Origin of the sequence: Microcoleus sp. N9_A2 (genome assembly GCF_036701775.1) — a bacterium.
Taxonomy (GTDB): domain Bacteria; phylum Cyanobacteriota; class Cyanobacteriia; order Cyanobacteriales; family Microcoleaceae; genus Microcoleus.
Genome location: NZ_JAUBRH010000001.1, coordinates 170365 through 193264, shown reverse-complemented (window position 1 = coordinate 193264; position 22900 = coordinate 170365). Strand labels below are relative to the sequence as shown.

Below are 22900 nucleotides of genomic sequence, written 5' to 3'. Positions count from 1 at the left end.
TCCGTACTGAAAAAATAATAATAAAGTTTAATTTCACTCTAAAATATCAAATAAAATGACCGAAAATTACCCCAAATTCCAAGAATTTGATGCCGTCAAGGGCAGTCAAAATAACCCTTTCGAGGCACTCATTAAGCGACTAGATTTGATGATTCGCGCCCGCTATTCGCTGCTGTACATTGTCGGCGCAGAAGAGGAACCAGTCGAAGCTGTAATCGCCCAAGTAGCGCTGCAAGTAACACCCGCGCGCCGAGTATTGTTCTGGGATCTCGTGCGCGGCTGGGAGGATAACGGTTCTGGGAAAGGTTCGGTAATGGCAGCGCTCGATCGCATCGGCAAGACCGCTGTCGAAGAATATACCATATTTGTACTGCGGGATTTGCACCCTATTTTGAAATATCCATACAGCGAAAAAAGCGCGGCGGTAGTGCGAGAATTGCGGAATTTAACGCGAGAATTGAAGCGCAGCAAAAAAACAATCGTCCTCACTTCTCACGCCCTAGAACTGCCCGAAGAATTGAAAGAAGAAGTAACAGTAATTGATTTTCCTTTGCCCAACGTCCAAGAAATCGACAGTTTAATTTCCCACGTTGTGGAAAAGCCGCAACAGTTGCAAGTTAGCGGTTTAGCAAGGGAACAGTTGGTTAAAGCTTGTCAGGGTTTGAGCCGCGCTAGAATCGGGCGGGTTTTGGCTAAAGCTTTGGCCGCCAAACAGCAAATTAACGAGTCGGATATTGACGGAGTTTTGGAGGAAAAACAGCAAGCAATTCGGCAAACAGGAATTTTGGAGTTTTTTAACTCCAAAGAATCCCTAAAAAATGTGGGAGGATTGGAGAATTTGAAACAGTGGGTAAAGATGCGGCAAGATGCTTTTACTGACGAGGCGCGCCGCTACGGTATACCCAATCCTAAAGGCGTTTTGTTAGTAGGAATTCAAGGAACAGGCAAATCTTTATCTGCCAAAACTATTGCTTGCGAATGGCGTTTGCCACTGTTGCGTTTGGATACTGGCAGATTGTTCGGCGGCGTGGTCGGGGAAAGCGAAAGCCGCGTCAGGCAAATGATACAATTAGCAGAGGCGATCGCCCCTTGCGTTTTGTGGATAGATGAAATAGATAAAGCCTTCGGCAACATTATCAGCGGCGGCGACGGCGATTCGGGAACTTCGCGGCGGGTATTCGGCAGTTTGATTACTTGGATGCAGGAAAAAACCAGCCCGGTGTTTATTGTCGCAACTGCAAATAACGTGCGGATTTTGCCGGCGGAGTTGCTGAGAAAGGGCAGGTTTGATGAGATTTTCTTTTTGAATTTGCCCTCAGAATCGGAACGGCAAGATATTTTTAAGGTGCATTTGCAGCGTTTGCGGCCAACTAGATTGCGCGAGTTTGATTTGGAGGTTTTGGCGAAGTCTGCTAAGGATTTTAGCGGTGCGGAAATTGAGCAAGTTGTAATTGATGGATTGTACCGGGCGTTTGGCACTTTTGTGAACGGGCAGCGCCGAGATTTGACGACGGAGGATGTTTTGAGGTCGATCGAGGATACAGTACCATTAGCTGCGATCGCGCGATCGCAAATTGAAGATTTGAAGCGCTGGGCGGCCGAAGCAGGGGCGAGAACCGCTTCTAACGATACTCGATTGATTGATGAATTAAAGCGCTACAGCAGGCCGCTGGGTGAAGATGCGATCGACAATTAACCAAATTTCGGTTCGCAGTCAGGAATGCAAGTCCCTAGTTCTGAGGACTGAATTTCTCACTACGAACCTAATCTAAAAATATCCGCAAAAATCGCATTTTCTCCAACCATTCTACTCGCAGCCGGCGAATCGTAAACCACTAACAACGAATTCTCCTCCCCCAAATAGGGAAACAAACTCAACCCCTCAGCATTGTCCGTACCAACCTGAAAAGGCAAGTCAAACAATACCTCCAAATCTCCCCCACCTTGCCCAGTAATACTGTCGCCCGCTCGCCCTAAAATTCCCCTTAACCGAAAAACCCTCATCGCCCCAGATAAAGTCATCGTCGGCCCGGCTAAAACAATTAAATCTTCCCCATTAAAACACAATTCTCGCACACCCAAACCGTTCAAATCGACAAAATGTTTTTTGTACAATTTCCCTGCTTCCCCAATTTCCTTAAGCCTTAAAACTCCAGGTTCTGTCTCTTCAACTTCTATTTCTAAAATTATTGCCCAACCGCGCAGCACCGGCCCCCGCAAACCGAGAAAAATGCTCTCCCCCCGCACCGCAAAACCCTCAATATCGAAGCCATTTTCTTTGCTCGGAATTGGCACAGAAAAATACAAGCCGAGATGGCGGTCATCTTGGAGCGCATCTGTGAGAAGATTGCCCGTTTCTGTCCGCTGAAGGCATCCCGCTGTCAATTGAATTTGGGGATTTTCAGGATGGGAAATTGACTTGTACAAAATCCCGTCTTTCACAGGGACTTTTGCTAGCAAATAGCGGTTGACCTCTGTCTTAATTGTTGCTAATCTTTCGAGATCGTCTTCGGAGTCTTTACCTTTAGGTTTTTTACGTTTTGTGCTGTGAGAACCGACCAACCAAAGGTAATTGCTGCTGAAATCAATTCCTTCAATATCGATTTCGTCGTCTCCCGATAAATCGATAAAATCCGCGATCGCAAATTTTTGATGTTCTCCAAAAACATGAGGCGATACAGGCGACAAACATTCGAGCGAAGTCGTTTCATCGGAACCCAGCCACAAATGACCGTCGGGAGTGAAAGCCACAGCCGATAAGTCTGTAATAATATCGCTCGCTTCGCTGTTGAATTGCAGCAGCAGGCGACCGAGCAAAAAGGATTCTGACATAATTATTAGCACCAAAACTATTCTTATGGTAAGTAATTATAGCTAAATCTGCTTGAAACTCATAGGTTGCACCATTCTCAATCAGGCTTTTATGGGCGGGCTAGAAGCCCACCCCACAAGAAAGAAAATTCATCTGTTGTGGAACAGGCCGGAAAGCCTGTTCATGACGGGCAGGATGCCCAACCCCTACTCCCCACAAGAAAGAAAATTCATCTGTTGTGGAACAGGCCGGAAAGCCTGTTCATGACAGAGGTGCAAGATGTGAGTTAAAACCCATTGAAAACTAAAACAGAAAACTAAAATAAATATCCTCCTCAAGCCTCATAGCGAGAACTTCCGTTTTGAGATAAGGATTTTTAACCCCTGGCGGGCCCAACCGCAGTTGGCGGTGATTATTCCGCAAACCGAACCTCCACAGACGGATAACACCCTAATTGAAGCATTAACATCGCCGTTACGTTTCGTTACTATAAGGAAACAGAGAAAAAAACTTCTCGACCATAATATCAGAGGTAGCCAATTATGAACGGTACATTTCGCGTCGGCAACCTGTTTGGAATTCCCTTTTATGTCAACGTATCTTGGTTTCTAGTTCTGGGTTTAGTAACTTGGCAATACGGCGGCGCACTAGCTGGCTTGTTTCCCGCATTAGGCCCCGTAGCGCCCTGGCTGCTAGGATTATTCACAGCGCTGCTGTTATTTGCTTCCGTCTTAGCCCACGAATTAGGACACAGTTGGGTGGCCATCAAACAGGGAATTGGCGTGAAATCAATTTCGCTATTTCTGTTTGGCGGGCTGGCTAATTTGGAAAGAGAATCGAAAACGCCAGCCGAAGCATTTTGGGTAGCCATTGCAGGCCCGTTGGTCAGCTTATTTTTGTCCGGTTTGTTAACTGCGATCGGCATCGGCGCCGGTCTCACAGGCCCCGCAGCGGCCATCGTCGGACTTTTAGCTTCCATCAACTTAGTTTTAGCCTTATTTAACTTAATTCCCGGTTTGCCCCTCGACGGCGGCAACATCCTCAAAGCGATCGTCTGGAAGATTACCGGCAACCCTTATAAAGGCGTAATCTTTGCTAGCCGTGTCGGTCAAATAATTGGTTGGATCGCTATTGCTACAGGCATCTTCGGCAATATTTGGAATTTAGTAATCGGTTGGTTCTTGCTGCAAAATGCTGGTCAATCTGCACAATATGCCACAGTCCAAAATGAACTCGCAGGGCTGACAGCCGCCGATGCTTTGACTACCGAAAGCCCGATCGTCTCCCAAGACTTGTCCCTCAGAGAATTTGCCAACAACTACGTTATCGGTAGCGCTCATACCTGGCGTCGGTTCTTAGTTACCGATGATGCGGGACAATTGGTAGGTGCGATCGACCTTGACGACCTCAAAACCATTCCTACCGGAACCTGGCCCCAAGTTTTGGTGAAAGAACTCCTGAAGCCGATCGAATTTACCACCACAGTCAAACCAGAATTATCCCTCCTCGAAGTCGTCACCCTTCTGGAAACACTCAAAGTCCAAGAGCTCCCCGTGATTCGCGAAAACGGCGTCCTCGTGGGACTTGTAGAAAAAGCTGAAATTGCCCGCTTGCTACAAAAACGAGCTCAAGCAGACCCCGCTTGATACCCTCAGATACTTGACAAATAACAATTAACCCCCTCGATTTCCCCTTACCAAAAGGGCGATCGGGGGGGTTAACAATAGCTTCACAAAAATCACAGTTAAACACAAATAGTCGTGGACGCAACTGTCACAATAGTTAAAGATTTTTTGAGGTATGTTGTTGCGTCCAGGACTGACTAAGGAGCGCGAATTAAATAACTTACAATTTTAATTGTTATTGTGGGATGGGCGTCCCGCCCATCCCACAAACTTGTGGAAGTTATTTAATTCTCATTCCTAAATTATTAGCTGCCAATCAAGAATGATAATTATTATATAGCCTTTCTCAACTTTCGTGAGGTACGCGGGCAAGCAATTCCATATAAGATTGCCAATAGCCTGCAGATATTAAAATTATCTGCGTTAATCTGTGTTCATCTGCCTTAATCTGCGGTTTGTCTATCAATCAAAAAATTAGGCACTCTTGTCTACTGATTACCTGACAATTCTCAACCGTACCGCACTGTTACTGAGAAAGGCTGTACAAGTTAATCTTCGGCGCCCCCTACCGCTCAATTTCATCAATCAAATCTAGTATTTTTTGATAATCAAAATTATATAGATGATTCATCAGAACTTCCGCAAAAACATCATTATCGCTGCCGATTTCCTCAATAGTTGTGGCAATCAAGTCGAAGTCAGCCTCACGGACTGCCTGTTTTAGATTGCTCGTCCATTCTGGGGAAACTTTCGGCTTGGAGTCCAGCGTAAATATTGCAGCACTATCAGATATTTTTTCTTGTACCATACTTGAACTTTGCGATAAATCATAGACTTCAACATATTTATTGATGACTTCACCAGCACCCGCTGCGGTAACAACTTGAATGTCAAACTTGAAGACTGTACCCTGTCCCACTTCGCTCTCTACAGTAATGTCGCCGCCCATTAATTTTATGAACTCGCGGCTGATGTTTAATCCTAAGCCCGTACCTGTTTGAACTTTTTTTTCTGATGAAGTTTGCACCAATAATTCAAATATGCTTTCTAATTTTTCCGGGGAAATACCAACTCCTGTATCGGCTATTTCAAAGCCAACAAAAACTGTTTTTTCAGGTTCCCCACTATTAAAAAAATTGTTTGTTGTAGGCTTAATTATTCCTGATTGCTTTTGCCTTACTGTGACTAAAACTGAACCAGATTGGGTAAATTTAACCGCATTATCTAATAGATTAATTAGCACTTGTCGCAACTTAACATCATCAGTTTGCACGTATTGGGGAACATCGGAATAGCAGTCAATAATTAATTGCAGTTTTTTATTTTTCACCGGAATCTGAAACATATTTTGCACGTCCACCAGCAAGCGGTACAAGTCAAAAATTTTGGCGTTGAGTGTCATGCGCCCAGCTTCAATTTTAGATAAGTCTAAGATTTGATTGATCACCTGAAGCAGGTGCTCTCCGCTGCGGCGAATAATTGTGATATTTTCTTTTTCCGGCAAAGTTAAATTAGCGCTAGGTTCCATTAATTGAGCGAAGCCGAGAATGGCGTTGAGGGGGGTTCGCAATTCGTGGCTCATGTTGGCGAGAAAGATGCTTTTAGTTTTGTTGGCAACTTCTGCGGCTTCTTTGGCTTGTTTGAGTTCTTGTTCTGCTTGTTTGCGATCGCTCGTATCAATGATTATGCCGTGCCAGACAATATCTCCATTTTCGCGCAATTCTGGTCGAGAATAACCTTGCAGCCATTTGAGTTTTCCCGATGCTGTCACAATCCGCCACTCGTGGGAAAATAGTTCTAGATCAGTGGCACTTTTGACAATTGCCTCGAAGTGACTGGATCGATCGTCCGGGTGTATTTGTTCGTAGAATAAAGCAAAGTTGTTCTGGATTTCCTCCGGCTCTAATTCTTGAATTTCTCGGCACAGCGGACTCATATATTCCATCTTGACTGAGCCGTCGGAATGCTGCACAAATATGTAAAGTTCTCCGGGAACAGTGTTGGCTAATTTGTGAAACAGAGCTTCGCTTTTTTGCAAGGCTAATTGTGCTTGTTTACGATCGCCAATATCAATCCCAAATCCAAAAAGAAAGTCAAAATTGCCATTTTCATCCAAAACGGGCGTACCGTACCACTCGACTAACAAAGTGCGCTCGCACTTTGTGAGAATGGGATGTTCGTTAACGGTTTGCTCCCGCGCTGTTACACCCGTAAAAATCGAATGTAATCCGGCTCGATCGCTTGGGGGTACAAATGTAGCTAAGTAATCTTTGCCTGCAACTTCTGTGGCAGTATAGCCCACAGCTTCCAGCATACTGTTATTCGCCAGCAGGATTTTACCCTCAGAGTCGATCGCTACAAAAAAAATCGGAGAATTTTCGATAATCTTTAAGTTAAAGTCGCGCTCTTGACGGATAATTTTTTCAGCTTGCTTGCGCTCCTCAATTTCGAGCTGCAAGCGGGCATTGATCGAGGCTAGCTCGATCGTGCGATCGACTACTTCAATTTCCAGAGTACGGTTGTAGTCAGCCAATATTTGCTCTGCGTGTTTGCGAGCCGTAATATCTTTAAAAACAGTAAGAACATAAAGGATATTCCCTGCACCGTCAAACACCGGCAGCGCTCGCACTTCCAAACGAATATTTTTCCCGTCTCGGCGAATATCCATATCTTCGGCAATCACCTCCAAGCCACTCAACGCCCGCACAAACGGCATTTGCTCAACCGGGTACAGTTGATTAGTACCTGTTATATAAATTTGATAAGCTTCTGCTAGCTCTGTTGCGGTAGCATCGGGCATTTCTCCCCTGCCCAATATTTGCTCTCCCGCCGAATTCATGAACATAACTGCGCCGCCCGGAGTCATCGCCGAGACTCCAACAGGCAAATTTTCTACCAGTTGGGCAAATTTTTCTTCACTTGCTGCCAAAGCTTGAAAAGACTTTTTCAGTTGAGCTGCCATCTCGTTGAAAGACTCGGCTAATTCGCCGACTTCATCAAGCCTACTGACATTAACAGCGTGATCGAACTTTCTGGCGGCGATATCTTTAGCTGCTTCGTTAAGTCGTCGCAGCGGCAGCGTTACCCACCTAGCTGTCAGCACTCCGGCAATTGTCGATAGCAGTAGCGCCCCCCAACAAAGTAAAATTGTAGTGCGCGTATTTTTGTTAATTTGCCCCAGGAAATCGGATTTGGGAACTGCGATCGCAATCAGCCAGTTCAAACCGTAACCATCAGAAAAGGGCAGCACTTCCACAAAATATTCCTGCCCGTCTCGGCTAAATTTCAGTTGCTGTCGCTGCTTAATGTTGCCAAAGCCCCCGAAGTGTTCGTACAAATATTTAGCTGCGGTGCGAATGACAGGAGTTTGGCTCTCTAAAACATTCAGCCGTTCAGGTTCCTGCTTTCTCAGCATCTTTCTAAAGGGTGATTCTTGACTCGAACTGGCAACCAGCAAGCCCGATCGTTCGATCGCGAAAATTTGGCCTGTTTTGCTAAGCTTGATGCGATGGAGATATTGCTCAAGCCCCGAGAGCGAAAAGTCTACGGCACTAACTCCCAGCAATTTACCATTTCGATCGCGAATCGGTTGGCTGGCAGCAATAAAAACAGTCCCGGAAGTAAAACCTGGATAAATACTCGTCCAAATGGGTTTGTTAGCTGCAACAGCTTCTTTGTACCAGGGGCGGAGACGGGCATCGTAGGTTCCGGGTTCTGCCTTTAATTTAGCGGTGCGAGTGCCTCTGCCGTCTGTAGCGTAGTATATGTTCTGAAAGTTGGTAGACTTGTTCGCCTCGACAATTTGCAAGCTGTTATCCGTGGGGTGGCGCCAAATGCCGAGATATTCTCCTGATTTTTGAGCACCGAAGGATATCCATTGAATGCTTTTAAACGATCGCATTTGCTGCCAGAGGAACTTCTCTCCCCGAGGCTGTGGCTTTTCTAACTGTAAGTTTAATTCACCGCGCTCGATCGCTTCAGCGTTAAGTTGATTTACCCACTGGGTATGTTCGAGAAAAGAAATCAGCTTTTCTTCAACTCTCTTCCCCGTCTCCGCGATCAATTTCTCGGCGAGCTCTTCGACTGCTTTGTCTCCGTTGCGAAATGACAGATACCCGACAATCCCGACTGCTGCGACGATTTGCAGCACAAAAGAGGCCACTAGAAGGTGACGCAGGGAGATTTTTGTTTGGTGTTGAGAAGTTTTGCTCGCGAATCGGGGCAACGGCATAGGCTGATGACTAATTGCTCCCTAACACTTTAACTGTTCCAGCTCTTAATTTCACTTATGGGCGATCGAGGCTGCTTCCTTGCCCTCAAAACACATCCCACACAGACACATAAAATTTTAGATTTTAGATTTTAGATTTTAGGTTAAATAATTGGGAATGAATGATCAAGCTCGTGCTTTCGAGCTTCGCTACAGTTGCATTCTTTTTTTCAACTGGTATGACGCACTGTTAGCTGAGAATACCTCTGCCATTTTCTTGCTTTGGTGGGTTTCCTAGCTCAACCAAACCTAATTTTTCCTTCAAACCTCTTCGGTTCATCAATTACATCCGTTAAATCCCGTACACAATTGGCTGCCGAACATCCATCCATCGAACCTCCATCAATTACATCCGTTAAATCCCGTACACAATCGGCTGCAGAACATCTCTTTAACAGCTACGCAGAAAATCCCCCGCTTCTCCAAACGGATATAGCGAGGGGCGAGAATAGGTATTCTCGGAAAATATAAAGTAGTGGCAGTGGCTTTTGTCGAGCCATTGCCATCTATAGAAGCCATACTGTTTTAGGCTCACAGAAAGATTTCAGAGCCAATTCTCTGCTTGCAGTCAATGCTTGAAGTCAAACCAACCTGTTCAAGCAAGAAGTCAAAGCAAGTGGTAAAGGCCTAGGCTACTTCTTCTTCTCGATCAATTTGGCGCAGGTGAATGTGCTTGCGTCCCAGAGAGATTTCAAATTCATCTCCTGGCTGGAGTTCCATCTGTTTGGTGTAGGCAGCTCCAATCAGTAAGTTGCCGTTAGATTGAACGCTAATCCGATAGCTGGCAGAACGTCCGCCGCGTCCATTGCCGTTTTGCTTCCCGTCTAGCTGAATGCCTTCTGCATCAATCAGCGCATTCAGGAATTTCATCATGTTGACCCGTTCTACGCCGTTCTTGGTAATGGTGTAGTAGCCACAGGCTCTAGCTTTTTCTTCCTTGGTAAGGTTCTCTAGCTCTTTGACCTTTTTGATCAGATCTTCGCCTTCAAGGGGTTCGATATTTTTCTTTTTAGCCATTTACTGAGTCCTGAAATATTCAACTGGTGTACGGATTTTTTCTCGGTTGGTTTTTGGTTTAACCAAGAAACTTTAGCTTTATAGCTGGTCGTAAAACCATATTACACCGATCGGCTCAATTGTTAACCACTATTATCTAAATATTTTTAACAACCTGCAGTCTTTCTTGAGGAGTAGCTGCAGCCGGTGCGAGCAATCTCTAAACTCGGTAGCATAAGCTATCAGCTATCAGCTAGCTGAATATTTGCCCCGCTCTTAAAATCCTATGAAGTTAACCACACGCGGACACTACAGTGTCAAAGCATTACTGGATCTAAGTTTGCAACCTCGCTTTGGCCCGACATCGGTGAAATCGATAGCGAAGCGACAGGAGTTACCGGCTCCGTATCTAGAAAAATTGCTGATTGAAATGCGACGAGCCGGTTTAGTCCAATCTGTTCGGGGCTCCCAAGGAGGATATCAATTAGCCCGCCAGCCAGCTCAAATCTCTTTAGGACAAATCTTAGAGGCTGTAGGTGAAACTATTGAACCTTTACCTCGACATTTTCCCGACGCGACGCAAGCAGAGGACTGGGTAACATTCAGTTTATGGAACCGATTGCACAAAAAACTTGCCGAAGCGCTGTACAGTATTTCCCTCGAAGACTTATACTATGATGTCCGCAGTTGGCAAGCGGCTCTTGGGGAAGAAACCAGCTTTATCATTTAAATGGTAAGTTCATTTATTCGATCGCTCTTCTAGCACACATGGACACAACACTTGTTACCTACTTTGGCGGCTGTCACTGCGGAGCTGTCCGCTTCCGTGTCGCCGTTGGCAAACACGAAGCATCTGATTGCAACTGCTCTATCTGTAAAAAGAAGGGATTTTTGCACCTCATTGTGCCGCCAGAACGTTTTACCTTGCTCAGTGGCCAAGATGTTTTGACAACCTATACATTTAATACAGGAACTGCTCAACATACTTTCTGCCGAATTTGCGGCATTCACTCGTTCTATCGCCCCCGATCGCATCCCGATCAATTCGATGTCAACGTCCGCTGTCTTGACTCTGATGCCATTTCGCACTTTCAGATCCTACCCTTTGATGGTGTTAATTGGGAGGAGAACGTACACTTGCTGGGCGACGAAAGTAATCTCAGCAGTTAAAATTAGGGATCAAAAATCCAAGTCAGCAAGGGTGGCAGCATTTAAAACCGTGGCTATCCTGCGAGCGCTCTTGCTCGGACAGACTATCAAGTTTGACACAATATATAATGATGCCGGATGAATTTCCTGTTTTGATTTTAGCTGCGGTGTTGGATTATTCGATCGGCGATCCTTGGGGTTGGCCACATCCCGTGCAAGCGATGGGTTGGGCGATCGACCGTTATACTCGACTTGTCTTTAATATATGGAATAATCCCGCAGGCAAAATGCCTGAAGCAGGCGCTCGTCCCGCTGGCGAGCAGCACAAACTGCTGCTACGATGTGCTGGTACAATACTAGCGATCGGGCTGATTGTAGGCAGTTATACTGTCAGTTGGTGGATCGTCCAAGCTGCTAGTTGGGTACATCCTCTTTTAGGTATTGCCATACAGACCATTTTGCTGGCAAGCTGTTTTGCAGGTCGCAGTTTGAGGGCGGCAGCGGAGGATGTGCTAGCACCTTTAAATGTTGGAGATTTAGTCAAGGCGCGAGAAAGGTTGAGCCTTTACGTCGGCCGGGATACCGAAAACTTATCCGAGCCAGAAATTCTACGAGCATTGTTAGAAACTGTAACAGAGAATGCAGTCGATGGTGTGACAGCACCGCTATTTTATGCATTACTTGGGTTCGCTCTGCCACATCTATTATTAAGTGTTACCGATCGCCCGATCGATCCTAACTCGATGTGGGCGAGTGCTATAGTCCCCTTGGCGATCGCCTACAAAGCAGCCAGCACATTAGATTCTACCGTCGGCTACAAAGAAGCGCCATACACTGATTTAGGATGGTTTAGTGCCAAACTAGATGACGTGTTGACATGGATTCCTTGCCGACTAACAGTGATTACTTTAGCCTTAATATCTGGCAAACCGATGTACATTTGGCAGATTTGTCAGAGAGATGCAGTTAAAGATGCCAGTCCCAATTCCGGTTGGAGTGAGTGCGTTTACGCCGCCATCTTGGGAGTGCAACTAGGAGGTACTAATTCCTATCGCGGAGTTCTCAAAGACAAACCCCTGTTAGGCGAGCCGGTTTACCCTATCACAGCGCAGCTAATTTGCCAAGCATTGGAATTAACTCGGTATTGCTTTCTGATTTGGTTGGGACTATCATTGCTTTTTTATACCTTATTATGTTTGAGCCGCTAGCTTATGACCTCACTCGAACAGTCCAGGAGGCATAAATAACGTATTTATGTGATTGTTCGCCCTCAGCCAAGCAATCGCAGCATCTGCTTTTCATCCGTTCGGGGTCAGTCCTGCAGAACACAGACATCAACCACCGACAAAAGCAAAAAAAAGTTTTGACCTTTGTTCAAACCCCCAAATTAATCTGTAAAGTCAATCTCAAATCTCAAATCTCAAATCTCAAATTGTTAGATATGCCAACAGCCAACAATTAGCTCGCAGCAACCCATGACTAAAATTATCAAAATTTTATCCCCTGATGAAGTGAGACGCACTCTCACCCGCGTCGCTTCCCAGATTGTCGAAAAATCAGGGAATCCCTCGGAGTTAGTGCTGTTGGGCATTCATAGTAGAGGAGTGCCTTTAGCTCAAATTTTGGCAGATCAAATTGAAGTTCTCGAACAAGTCAAAGTACCCGTGGGCGCTTTGGATATTACCTTTTACCGAGATGACTTGGATCGAGTTGCGATGCGGACACCGGCTAAAACAGAAATTCCTTTCGATTTGACGGGCAAAACTGTGGTGTTGGTAGATGACGTTATATATAAAGGCAGAACGAGTCGAGCGGCTTTGAATGCGGTAAATGATTACGGGCGGCCGGAGAAAATTTGGTTGGCGGTATTAGTTGATCGTGGCCACCGAGAAGTACCGATTCAGCCGGATTTTACGGGTAAAAAGTTGCCGACTGCAAAGGAAGAACAAGTTAAGGTTTACGTTCAAGAGCTCGACGGGCGCTACGGAGTGGAGTTAATTAAGGGTTGATATCCTTGACCAATGATCAGAATAATAATTTTTGGAGTGCAGTGTGAGCGTCGCCGCGCAGCGCCCGCCATCTCAGAAGCGAGCGGATATAATGTGGAATTGATTAAGGCTTGATATCCTTGACCAATGATCAGAATAATATTTTTCCGAGTGCAGTGCGAGCTTAACAGATTGCGATCGACCAAATTTCTAGTTGGCGATCGCACTTGCGACCTCACAAACCAGGTTTATTCGGATATTTTTCGTTACTTGTCGCAAATTTTTCGTAAAACCGGGTTTCTAGCCCCCATCCGTCCTGGACGGGTATCTGGGAAGAAACCTGGTTTTTAGCCAGAGCGCTGAGCGTCCTAAATTATTAAAAATCGGCAGTGCAGGAGTTGAACCTGCCTGGGGCGAATTATGAGTTCGCTGCCTAAACCGCTCGGCCAACTGCCGTTAAATCTATTTCTTTGATTTAACTCAAAATGAAGTATAACATAATTTCCCAGTCCGTGCTAGAACTAGAGAACAAAAATCAAAATCTTTAGATCTGCTGAGTCCCGATCGCCTGTTAGCCAATGTTAGGCAAGCCAATCGACCGGACAAAGCAGTTTCTAGGGTTCGGCATAAACTTATAGGCAATGGCAGTGAATTCGACGGTAGTGCTGACTCTAATTCTGCTCGCTCTAATGTTTGGAGCAGGCGTGACGAGTTCTGTTTGGGGATTTACTATAGGTCGCGAAGCCTTACAAGGAACGACTCAACCCGATGTTCGTCCCAGCAACAATGCTGGCAGCGGCAAGCCTGGAACGAAGGCTAGCAAAGACCAAGTGAGCATTTTGAAAGAAAAAGACATTCTCACAACCGTCAAAGCACGGGTAGAAGGTCGCGATCCCGAAAAAACAACGGCCGGGGCAAATACTAAAACAGAGAAGGCAAGCTCTAAATCAGCCGCGGCCAAAAAACCGGCTGCACAAAATGCCAGCGCCAAGTTTCCCCTGAACAGTCGCGACGGGGGAATAACTCTGGAGGTAAGCGCGGCCAGTCAGCGCAACAATTCCATGCTGCTAGACGTGAGCATGAAAAATGAAGGCTCCCAAGCTGTGAGGTTTCTCTACAGTTTCTTGAACGTCACTGACGATCGTGGCCGGGCCCTGAGCGCGACTGCCGAGGATTTGCCGTCGGAACTCCCCCCCAACGGGCAGGTGTTTTACGGTACGGTGAGTATTCCCACAGCTTTACTGGAAAATGCTAAGGAAGTTTCGCTGACGCTGACAGATTATCCAGGTCAAAAACTTCAGTTGCAAATATCTGGCATTCCAGTGGCGAAGTAAAATAAAAGAAGACCAAACCTGTAGACCGATTCTCAGGTTTGATCGAGAAAGTTTTTTTAGGGAGCATTGTGTCACTTTTAGGGGCGAGAGTGCAGGAGATATCTGATTTACCCGCGATGAGTTTGACAGAGGTGCTGTCGCGGTTGCTGTCAGTGCTGTTGCTGATTGCAATCAATGCTTTTTTTGTGGCCGCTGAGTTTTCGATGGTGACGGTACGCCGATCGCGCATCAATCAGTTAGTAGAAGCTGGCGACATTGCAGCTCTAACTGTGCAATCTTTGCAGAAAAGTATTGAGAGATTGCTCTCGACAATGCAGTTGGGAATCACTCTTTCTAGTTTAGCTCTCGGCTGGATTGGGGAAAGTACGATCGCCGTGCTAGTCCGAATGTCGATCGGCTATTTGCCGCTGCCAATTTACATCAAGTCGGCGATCGCCCATTCTTTTAGCATACCAATAGTAACTTTTTTGTTGCTAGCTTACCTGCAAATCGTACTGGGCGAACTCTTTCCCAAATCTGTAGCGTTACTTTATTCCGAACAGCTAGCCAGAAGTTTAGGGCCTCCGAGTTTATTGATTTCCCGTCTGTTCAATCCCTTTGTGTCGTTTCTTAATCAATCTACTCGATCGCTCTTGCGGTTTGGGGGCATCGAATACGACCTAAGACATCGGCCGGTTACTCCCGAAGAACTGCAATTAATTATAGCTACTTCCAGCGAATCAAGCGGCTTGCAAGCAGAAGAGCGAGAACTACTTAACAACGTGTTTGAATTTGGCGAAGTTTGGGTAGAAGAAGTGATGGTGCAGAGGCCGAACATTATCGCACTTCCGAAGACGGCTACCTTTCAAACTTTGCTCGACGAAATGGCAATTTCTAACCATTCCCGCTATCCCGTGACGGGAGATTCTTTAGACGACATTATTGGCATTATTGGTTTCAAGCAACTTGCAAAACCTCTAGCTCAAGGTTTGCTATCTCCCGACACGGAAATTGTAACTTGGATGCGTGCGGTGAGGTTTGTGCCGGAGATGATGCTGCTGGGGGAACTGCTGCCTTTGATGCAGAGTTCGTCGGAAGAAATTGCGATCGTTGTCGATGAATTTGGCGGCATTTCCGGGTTAGTCACGCTGAGGGATTTGATTGCGGAAATTATCGGCCGCACTTACCACTCGCCCGACAGTAAAGAAATTGCTTTGCAAGTATTGGACGATCGCACTTTTTTGGTGCAAGCGCAGTTAAATGTAGATGATGTGAATCAAATATTGAATTTGGATTTGCAGGTGACAGACGAATATCAGACAATCGGAGGTTTTCTGAGCTATCAGTTGCAAAGAATGCCGGCTGTTGGGGAAGTTTGGCGCGGCGACAATGCGGAACTTACGGTGGTTTCTGCGTGCGGGCCCCGCTTGGATCAAATTCAAATTCAGTTGCTGTCAGGGGCTGCGGGCGATCGAACTTTGGGTGAAGTTGCAGCAGCGGATGGAGAATTTGTGGGGAAAGGGCGATCGAATAGCGGGTTGAGAGGAGGGGCGAGATTTTCTAGTTAAGATTGGGATGGAAAGGGCGATCGAAATAGGGCAATTTTTTAGAGATCCGAAATTATCTGCGAACGGTTTCATGACTTACGCATTAAGGTAAAGAAACCGGGTTTTTTACCTTAATTTAAAGTTTTAAGCAAATATTTTGGTTAAAAAACCCGGTTTCTAGCTACCCGTGCGTCTAGGACTATGTTTAAGTCACTCGTCCTGGATTTTGTTAGAGTTACAAATCAGTATTTTTGTTCTCCGTCGAAGGCAAAAAACAAGAACCGTCTAAATTCATCGCTACACCCACAACACCACCATATAAGCGTTTGCCACCTCTTAGTGCGGCTTCCTCTGCGGCCCCATACAGAGTGGAATAATCTACACCATGTTCGGGATAGAAAGCTACCCCACAAGATACTGTCAACGGAAGAGCAACTTCTACATAACTGCAATCGCTCATACAAAAAAAGCTTCGCAATGGGGGAAGATGAGAATAATTCTGATTAACTGCCTTACAAATTCGCATTGCTAGTAAGACAACTTCTGCCATCTTCAAATTATTTATAAGAATTAAAAATTCCTCTCCACCTGTTCTAAAGACATCAATACCATCCGGTAAATTTTGGCAAATCAACTTAGCAATCTCTTTCAGTTTTTCATCGCCCACATTATGACCGTAGCGATCGTTGAAATATATAAATCCATCTATATCTATCAAGATGAGTCCAAATTGCGAGCGATCGCCAGCGAATTGAGCAAAGCGAGTTTGCATCATTCTTCGATTACCCAATTCGGTCAAGCTGTCAATATCTGAATAATTCATCTAAGAAGCATCCTTTTCAAATCAAACCATGAATATCAAAATCACTACGCCAACCAAATAACTTGTAAGGTGCGTCAGGCTTGAAGCGAGTACGAAATAATTATGGTTTGCCGTCTGACGCACCCTACATATTAAGCGTAAAGCACCGGATCTTGCAACCCTAATTCTTCAAAAGCCGCCAGCCGCAGCCGACAAGAATCGCAAACGCCGCAGGCTTTTTCCCCACCTGCATAGCAAGACCAAGTTTGCTCCCAAGGCACTCCCAACTTGTTACCCAATTCAATAATTTCAGTTTTTTTAAGTTCGATTAAAGGTGTGACAATCTTAATAGCTTCTCCTTCCCTTCCCTGCTTCGTTCCTAACCGAAATACTTCCTGCATTGCTTGGATGTAATCGAGGCGGCAGTCGGGATATCCAGAATAATCTAAAGCGTTGACGCCGATGTAAATGCGCTGAGCTCCTAGGGTTTCGGCGTAGGCGAGGGCAAAGCTGAGAAAGATGGTATTTCTAGCTGGAACGTAGGTAATGGGGATGTTTTGCGACATTTCTGCCAGGTTGCGATCGATCGGCAATTCCATCTGATTGTCCGTCAAAGCCGAACCGCCCCACAGCGTCAAATCAAAGTTTATCACCTGATGCGCCTTAACATCCGCTGAAAGTGCGATCGCCCTTCCTGAATCCAACTCCCGCCGGTGCCTTTGCTGGTAGTCAAAGGAAATAGCGTAACACTCGCAGCCGTCGGCTTTGGCTTGATACAAAACTGTTGAGGAATCCAGCCCTCCCGACAATAAAATAACTGCTTTCACTTAAAACATCCTCAATCGAATCAGCTTTTACATTTATATCAAATTAGTTGTGAATTGACAAGTTTACAGCGATGGATTTTAACGAACCGCGAAGACGCGAAGGAAGAGAAGGAAAGAGAAATAGTTGACAGTTGATGTGATGATTGCTAGAAGTTTAACTTGCTAACAAATCGTCGAGTTCGCGGTAATCGGGCAAAGTTGTATCAATTTCTTTACCTTGCCGCAAAACTGTGCGATCGCGCTGTGACCTCGATAACAGTTCGCTGAAATTTCGCGCCTTAAACAAAATCAAATCTGCTGGTACACCAACGGCAATTTTTCCTAGATTCGGCAATCCCATTAAATCTGCTGGTGTTGTTGTGACTGTGCGCGGCCAATCTTCCCAAGGCCTGTCTAAATGGGCTATGCGGACTGACATATTAAAGACTTCTAAAACATCGTGATCTCCAAATCCGTAAAACGGATCGCGACAGTTGTCGCTAGCAACTGTGACGGGAATTCCTGCTGCTTTGAGTTCGTGCACCAGCGTCACTCCCCGCCAGCGCGGTGTACGCCCAGATTGTCTATCTTGCAAATAAAGGTTGCACATCGGTAAGCTGACAATGCCAATATTTGCTTGCTTGACTAATGTCAAAGTTTCTGTTACTAAATCGGGCGGTTGTACGGCTAAACTGCAGCAGTGCCCGCAGATAATTTGACCGCTAAATTTATGGCTGATGGCGGTTTTTGCGACTTCCCGCAATGTTACTGATTCTGGATCGTCGGTTTCGTCGGTGTGGAAGTCGAGGTTTAAACCGCGTTCTTGGGCTAAGCTAAATACGCGATCGAGTTGTTTGTCTAAATCCGGGTTCATGTAGGCGACTCCGCCGAGGATGCCGCCGATTTGGGCAATTCTATCTGCTAATTTTTCGCCTGCGGGTGTCAGGTAATAGTCGAGGGAAACTAGGGAAACTGCTTGCAAAATTAGCCGATCGCTCCATTCGGCTTGCAAAGCTTCAAATACTGCTAAACTAACGGTTCCCCCATCGCCTGCGCTGTCGATGTGAGTACGGATGGCTTTGGTGCCGTGGGCGTAGCTGCACTTGAGGCCGAACTGCATCCGCCGGTAAACATCCTCTGCATTCCAGTGTTTTTCGGCATCAGCGCGCACAGTCTCCAGCGCACTTGCAAAAGTTCCGTCGGGATTGGGCGATCGTTCCCAAATGTGGCCTTTGTCTAAATGCGTGTGCATATCCACAAAACAAGGCCAAACTAAGCCGCCCTGCAAATCTACAACTGGGATATCTCGAAGTTGCGATAAAGGTTGCGTATTTGTGGGGATGATTTGGGCGATCGTACCCGCTGCAATTTCCAAATCCACCAAACAAAAATTGTTCTCACTCCCCGTTGTCGCCACAGTAGAAGCTGACGGGGCGATCGATTTCATCTCTAGCAGAGACAGGGGGACGCGAGCATTTTTGAGCAATAAATTAGATGTACTTGGCAACATTAACTTTGTGAGTTAGAATTTTATTAATAATTTAACGATACCAGCTTTAAATATAGCAATTATTTCCAAATTTGGGAACTTTTTTATTTCTCTCTTTCCCTTTTACTCTCTTTCTTTCTCCTCTGCGGCCTCTGCGGCCTCTGCGGTTAGTAAAAAAATATCATTCACAAATGAAAGATAATTGCTAGAGAAGATTTCGAGGAAATTGGATATATCGGATACTTCCGCAGACACAATTGTGTTGTTACAATCGATAATTGTTTAAAATTGCCATAGCAAGAGCCAAAAACAACTGTGTCAAAACCCAAACATATAGTTTTAACATCCCATCCCGACAGATCCGGCACAAAACCTCATCCCATTTACTGGGGAGAAATCGATCCGCTGAAACGGGGGCCTGTGATTGGTAGCCTCACCAAATCGTCTCACCGGAATGCGATCGGCACTCATTCGGGTTCCTACTCTGTTTATCGCGCGCTAGCAGTGGCTTCCGGGGCTCTGCAAGCAGATCACCGCCCGGATTTTACCAACACCTCTCCGGCCGCACACATCGGGCCGCACCCGAGTTGGGGCGATCGCAATTTGATTGTTTCTCTCGATCCCTTTGGGGGTTTGGTCAGCGAAGTTTATACTTCATTTCTCCAGCAGGGATATGATATTCGACCGACGATTGCTGTCACTAAAGCTCACATTAATATGCCGGAATTGCAAGATGCCATCGCTAAGGGGCGAGTGCAAATTGATGGCAAAATAGTCAAAGCAGGTGGCAATTTAGCAGTAACTAAAATTGCGATCGACCCGGTGTGGTATTTGCCGGGAATTGCTCAGCGGATCGGCGCTGAAGAAAGTGTTCTACGGCGTGTCCTGTTCGAGGAAACAGGCGGAATGTTCTCGGATTTAGTGACGCGGCCGGACTTGCACGTTTTCTTGCCCCCAATTGGCGGAACTACGGTTTATATTATTGGCGATGTCGCGAATATTTCTGACCCACAGAAGCAGTTGGCGGTACGGGTACATGATGAATGCAACGGTTCTGACGTGTTTAGTTCGGATATCTGCACTTGCCGTCCTTATTTGGTACACGGGATTGAAATTTGCATCCAAACGGCACAATCTGGCGGTTCTGGGGTAGTTGTTTATTTCCGCAAGGAAGGCAGAGCTTTGGGGGAAGTTACGAAGTTTTTGGTGTACAATGCCAGAAAACGGCAGGAAGGGGGCGATCGGGCTGATGCCTATTTTACTCGCACTGAATGTGTCGCCGGAGTTCAAGATATGCGGTTTCAAGAACTCATGCCAGATGTTTTGCACTGGTTGGGGATCTCTCGAATTGACAGTTTAGTTTCTATGAGCGATCTCAAATACAATGCAATTATCAATTCTGGCATTCAAGTAGTCGATCGCATCCCCATTCCCGAAAATTGGATTCCCGCAGACGCCCAAGTCGAAATCGCCGCCAAAAAAGCAGCCGGCTACTACACGCCAGACCCCGTGCCAGATGCTACAATTCTTGCAGAAGCCATCGGACGCGATTTAGGAGATTGACAGGCCAAAGACGCGAACAATCGAGCGCGAACAATCGCGTCTTTGCCAAATAAAATATATTGCTGGTCTTTGATCGGTCAGGGTAGGTTATGGCTAATTTGCGTTCTACTGTTATCGTAAAAACAGATATTTGTGGATATACCGCCAGAGTTAAAAAATTATCTCAGTCGGAATTAAGTAGTTTGTTAAACGAGCATAAAATTTTTATTTCAGATATTAGTACCAGAAATGAAGGCAGCATGATTAAAGGGGAAGGTGATTCCTTTTGGATGATTTTTCCCAGCGTCACAGCAGCGGCGATGGCAGCCATAGAAATGCAGCAAGAATTGAGAGCTGAACAATCTAGCAAATCGAATGATGAACGATTGGCTATTCGCGTGTCGATTACCCTAGGAGATGTCTTGCACCAAGATAAAGATATTTTTGGCGATACAGTCAATTTAACAGCGCGGATAGAATCAGTAACTCCGCCGGATGAAATATATTTATCCCAAGCAGCATGGCTGGCGCTCAACAAGGCAGAAGTGCAAACATCTTTTGTTAACGAGTTTTCTTTGAAAGGGATGAGCGAACCTGAAAAAGTTTACAAAGTTGACCAAAGTCACAAAACGCGGATAGTTGAAAATCAAGCAATAATTAAAGCTGATTTGAGAGGTTTTATTGCTTATCAAGAATCTAATTCTATCAAAGATGTTGAATATTTGCTGACTAACTTCGATACTTTTGAAAAAAACATTTGCGAAGAATATGGTGGCACAATTCGGAGTATAGTTGGCGATTCGCATTTGTTAACTTTCCCGGAAGCTCATTCAGCCTTAGCGGCAATGGAAAGTTTGTGCGAGAATTGGAAACTGTTTATTCACGGAAATCAAATACCTTGCGGCTTGTCGGTAGGAGTTGCTAAAGGAAATTTGTATATTTTTCGGTCTTGCACTTACGGAAAAGATATTAACATCGCCGACAGGCTGGAAGATTTAAGTAAAATAGTATCTCCGGGTACAGAAAGAAATTCGGTGATAGTTTCCGATCAAATAAAACGCGAAGTTAGCGGCTCGAAGTGGGAGTACAAGCTGATCAAAATCGATAAAAATGCGATTTTAGATAATCTTTTAGATTACAGTCAGTTTGACTTTTTTCAAGAAAACGATGTTTATCGGTGTTTGATTGTATGAAGTTGAGCAAACTTGAACTGGAAACTGTACAATATCTGAGAACGCCGGCTGCAATTCGCCAAAAGTGCGATCGGCTTTTTGATTTAGCCCGCGTGGATAAACTCCGCTACTTCCGCGTCGATTTATCCCAACTCGACAAAGCAGCAAATTATGTAATTGACACAACGCGCCAACAGTATCCCGATTTTAACATTCCCTTTCACAGTCGCTGGCGGCATTTTGAAGCTGGCAACCTGCAGCGACTAGCCGAATTAGATGCAGCTTTAGCAGAATTTTCACTCATAGAGCAAGCTAAGATCAAATTTGATTTAGCAATTATTAGCGTTTTGCTCGATGCCGGTGCTGGTGCAGATTGGCAGTATTGTGAACCAGAAAGCGGACAGGTTTACCGCCGTTCTGAAGGGTTAGCAATAGCCAGTTTTCGGATGTTTTGTCAAGGTGTTTTTTCCAGTAATCCCGATTTTCCTTTTTCTGCTGATTCTCGCGGACTTTCTCAATTAAAACTAGAAACCTTAGCTGCGGGATTTCAGGTAAGTCGAGACAATCCGCTAGTTGGTTTAAGCGGCAGATTAGAATTGTTGCAGCGTTTGGGGAAGGCGATTTGCCAGCATCGATTATTATTTGGCAGCGCAAACCCGCGTCCCGGCAATTTGGTACAATACTTGCTCGACAGTCGGGTTTCTGGAGTCAAAACTGTGAATGCTTCTGAAGTATTGAATGCTGTTTTGACAGGTTTTGAGGAGATTTGGCCGGGAAGATATGCCATTGGTGGGGTTAATTTAGGGGATGTTTGGCAGCATTCAGCTTTAACAGGAGAAAATTTGGGAGATGAATTTGTGCCGTTTCACAAACTCTCGCAGTGGTTGACTTATTCGCTGTTGGAACCGCTGCAAGAACTTGGTTTAGAAGTCGCCGGATTGGATGAGTTAACGGGATTACCGGAGTACCGAAACGGCGGTTTGTGTTTGGATATCGGACTGCTGCAGGCAAAAGATTCGGCTATTTTTGAGCAGAGTTACTTGCCGGGTTCGGAAGTTATAGTAGAATGGCGATCGCTGACTGTGAATCTTTTAGATAAAATTGCCGCAGCTATGCGAGAAAAGCTGCATTTGAGTGCGATAGAATTGCCACTGGTGAAGATTTTGCAAGGAGGAACTTGGGCGGCGGGGCGGAAAATTGCGGCAGAATTGAGGGCTGGTGGAGGGCCACCAATTCAGATTGAAAGTGACGGCACTGTGTTTTAGGGGGAAGAGAGAAGAAGGAAGAAAGCCCTTCGGCTTCGCTCAGGGTAAAAAGAAGGAAGAGGGAAATTTATCCCCTCTTCCAACTTAAAATTCCAAATTCCAACCTGAAAACTATTGCTCACAC

General features: G+C 45.6%; 17 protein-coding genes and 1 tRNA gene. 11 read left to right on the top strand and 7 right to left on the bottom strand.

The window, feature by feature from the left end; genetic code table 11:
- Positions 1-55: 55 nt before the first annotated feature.
- Entirely contained in the window at positions 56-1696 is a 1641-nt protein-coding gene (locus QUA44_RS00855) for an AAA family ATPase (RefSeq protein ID WP_333247252.1), read from the top strand.
- Positions 1697-1755: 59 nt separating this feature from the next.
- On the opposite strand, the gene QUA44_RS00850 is transcribed toward QUA44_RS00855, so the two are convergent.
- Positions 1756-2832, bottom strand: a complete 1077-nt coding sequence (locus QUA44_RS00850) for a DUF3616 domain-containing protein (RefSeq protein WP_333247254.1) — start codon at positions 2830-2832, stop codon at positions 1756-1758.
- A 522-nt stretch (positions 2833-3354) separates the two neighbouring features.
- Here QUA44_RS00850 and QUA44_RS00845 point away from each other — a divergent pair.
- Complete coding sequence (locus tag QUA44_RS00845; protein ID WP_333247256.1) at positions 3355-4458, top strand: site-2 protease family protein; 1104 nt, start codon at positions 3355-3357, stop codon at positions 4456-4458.
- A 544-nt stretch (positions 4459-5002) separates the two neighbouring features.
- Here QUA44_RS00845 and QUA44_RS00840 read toward each other — a convergent pair.
- Entirely contained in the window at positions 5003-8587 is a 3585-nt protein-coding gene (locus QUA44_RS00840) for a PAS domain S-box protein (RefSeq protein WP_333247258.1), read from the bottom strand.
- Between the two features lie 747 nt (positions 8588-9334).
- The gene (locus QUA44_RS00835) at positions 9335-9724 is read right to left on the bottom strand and encodes an AbrB family transcriptional regulator (protein WP_333247260.1); all 390 of its coding nucleotides are present in this window, start codon (positions 9722-9724) and stop codon (positions 9335-9337) included.
- Between the two features lie 265 nt (positions 9725-9989).
- Between QUA44_RS00835 and QUA44_RS00830 the strand changes: the two genes are divergently transcribed.
- From QUA44_RS00830 to pyrR, 4 genes are all read left to right on the top strand, one after another.
- Complete coding sequence (locus QUA44_RS00830; RefSeq protein WP_006635345.1) at positions 9990-10433, top strand: Rrf2 family transcriptional regulator; 444 nt, start codon at positions 9990-9992, stop codon at positions 10431-10433.
- Positions 10434-10471: 38 nt separating this feature from the next.
- Complete coding sequence (locus QUA44_RS00825) at positions 10472-10873, top strand: GFA family protein (protein WP_333247262.1); 402 nt, start codon at positions 10472-10474, stop codon at positions 10871-10873.
- A 107-nt stretch (positions 10874-10980) separates the two neighbouring features.
- Positions 10981-12060, top strand: coding sequence for an adenosylcobinamide-phosphate synthase CbiB (gene cbiB / locus QUA44_RS00820; RefSeq protein WP_333247525.1), 1080 nt, complete (start codon positions 10981-10983; stop codon positions 12058-12060).
- A 267-nt stretch (positions 12061-12327) separates the two neighbouring features.
- Entirely contained in the window at positions 12328-12861 is a 534-nt protein-coding gene (gene pyrR, locus QUA44_RS00815) for a bifunctional pyr operon transcriptional regulator/uracil phosphoribosyltransferase PyrR (RefSeq protein ID WP_333247264.1), read from the top strand.
- A 362-nt stretch (positions 12862-13223) separates the two neighbouring features.
- On the opposite strand, the gene QUA44_RS00810 is transcribed toward pyrR, so the two are convergent.
- Positions 13224-13296: transfer RNA gene (locus tag QUA44_RS00810), tRNA-Ile, on the bottom strand.
- A 185-nt stretch (positions 13297-13481) separates the two neighbouring features.
- Between QUA44_RS00810 and QUA44_RS00805 the strand changes: the two genes are divergently transcribed.
- Positions 13482-14174 carry a hypothetical protein gene (locus QUA44_RS00805; RefSeq protein WP_333247266.1) on the top strand — a complete coding sequence of 231 codons (693 nt, stop codon included), beginning with the start codon at positions 13482-13484 and terminating at the stop codon, positions 14172-14174.
- A gap of 68 nt (positions 14175-14242) precedes the next feature.
- Complete coding sequence (locus QUA44_RS00800) at positions 14243-15721, top strand: hemolysin family protein (RefSeq protein WP_333247268.1); 1479 nt, start codon at positions 14243-14245, stop codon at positions 15719-15721.
- A 214-nt stretch (positions 15722-15935) separates the two neighbouring features.
- Here QUA44_RS00800 and QUA44_RS00795 read toward each other — a convergent pair whose 3' ends face one another.
- The 3 genes from QUA44_RS00795 to QUA44_RS00785 form a co-directional block, all read right to left on the bottom strand.
- Positions 15936-16523: a GGDEF domain-containing protein gene (locus QUA44_RS00795; protein WP_333247270.1), complete on the bottom strand. Its 588-nt coding sequence runs from the start codon at positions 16521-16523 to the stop codon at positions 15936-15938.
- Between the two features lie 131 nt (positions 16524-16654).
- Positions 16655-17329, bottom strand: coding sequence for a 7-cyano-7-deazaguanine synthase QueC (gene queC, locus QUA44_RS00790; protein ID WP_333247272.1), 675 nt, complete (start codon positions 17327-17329; stop codon positions 16655-16657).
- Positions 17330-17483: 154 nt separating this feature from the next.
- Complete coding sequence (locus QUA44_RS00785; RefSeq protein WP_333247274.1) at positions 17484-18818, bottom strand: cytosine deaminase; 1335 nt, start codon at positions 18816-18818, stop codon at positions 17484-17486.
- A gap of 294 nt (positions 18819-19112) precedes the next feature.
- On the opposite strand from QUA44_RS00785, the gene QUA44_RS00780 reads away from it, so the two are divergent.
- From QUA44_RS00780 to QUA44_RS00770, 3 genes are all read left to right on the top strand, one after another.
- Entirely contained in the window at positions 19113-20360 is a 1248-nt protein-coding gene (locus tag QUA44_RS00780; protein WP_333247276.1) for a GTP cyclohydrolase II, read from the top strand.
- An 89-nt stretch (positions 20361-20449) separates the two neighbouring features.
- Positions 20450-21532 (top strand): adenylate/guanylate cyclase domain-containing protein, encoded by a 1083-nt coding sequence (locus QUA44_RS00775; protein WP_333247278.1) that lies wholly within the window; start codon positions 20450-20452, stop codon positions 21530-21532.
- Positions 21529-22776 carry a URC4/urg3 family protein gene (locus tag QUA44_RS00770; RefSeq protein ID WP_333247280.1) on the top strand — a complete coding sequence of 416 codons (1248 nt, stop codon included), beginning with the start codon at positions 21529-21531 and terminating at the stop codon, positions 22774-22776. Before QUA44_RS00775 ends, QUA44_RS00770 begins: the two co-directional genes overlap by 4 nt.
- Positions 22777-22900: the final 124 nt, after the last annotated feature.

What these genes read in the sequence shown, in the direction of transcription:
- QUA44_RS00855 (WP_333247252.1), top strand. Translation starts at nt 56, where the DNA reads ATGACCGAAAATTACCCCAAATTCCAAGAATTTGATGCCGTCAAGGGC.
- QUA44_RS00850 (WP_333247254.1), bottom strand. Translation starts at nt 2,832, where the DNA reads ATGTCAGAATCCTTTTTGCTCGGTCGCCTGCTGCTGCAATTCAACAGC.
- QUA44_RS00845 (WP_333247256.1), top strand. Translation starts at nt 3,355, where the DNA reads ATGAACGGTACATTTCGCGTCGGCAACCTGTTTGGAATTCCCTTTTAT.
- QUA44_RS00835 (WP_333247260.1), bottom strand. Translation starts at nt 9,724, where the DNA reads ATGGCTAAAAAGAAAAATATCGAACCCCTTGAAGGCGAAGATCTGATC.
- QUA44_RS00830 (WP_006635345.1), top strand. Translation starts at nt 9,990, where the DNA reads ATGAAGTTAACCACACGCGGACACTACAGTGTCAAAGCATTACTGGAT.
- QUA44_RS00825 (WP_333247262.1), top strand. Translation starts at nt 10,472, where the DNA reads ATGGACACAACACTTGTTACCTACTTTGGCGGCTGTCACTGCGGAGCT.
- cbiB (WP_333247525.1), top strand. Translation starts at nt 10,981, where the DNA reads ATGATGCCGGATGAATTTCCTGTTTTGATTTTAGCTGCGGTGTTGGAT.
- pyrR (WP_333247264.1), top strand. Translation starts at nt 12,328, where the DNA reads ATGACTAAAATTATCAAAATTTTATCCCCTGATGAAGTGAGACGCACT.
- QUA44_RS00805 (WP_333247266.1), top strand. Translation starts at nt 13,482, where the DNA reads ATGGCAGTGAATTCGACGGTAGTGCTGACTCTAATTCTGCTCGCTCTA.
- QUA44_RS00795 (WP_333247270.1), bottom strand. Translation starts at nt 16,523, where the DNA reads ATGAATTATTCAGATATTGACAGCTTGACCGAATTGGGTAATCGAAGA.
- QUA44_RS00785 (WP_333247274.1), bottom strand. Translation starts at nt 18,818, where the DNA reads ATGTTGCCAAGTACATCTAATTTATTGCTCAAAAATGCTCGCGTCCCC.
- QUA44_RS00775 (WP_333247278.1), top strand. Translation starts at nt 20,450, where the DNA reads ATGGCTAATTTGCGTTCTACTGTTATCGTAAAAACAGATATTTGTGGA.
- QUA44_RS00770 (WP_333247280.1), top strand. Translation starts at nt 21,529, where the DNA reads ATGAAGTTGAGCAAACTTGAACTGGAAACTGTACAATATCTGAGAACG.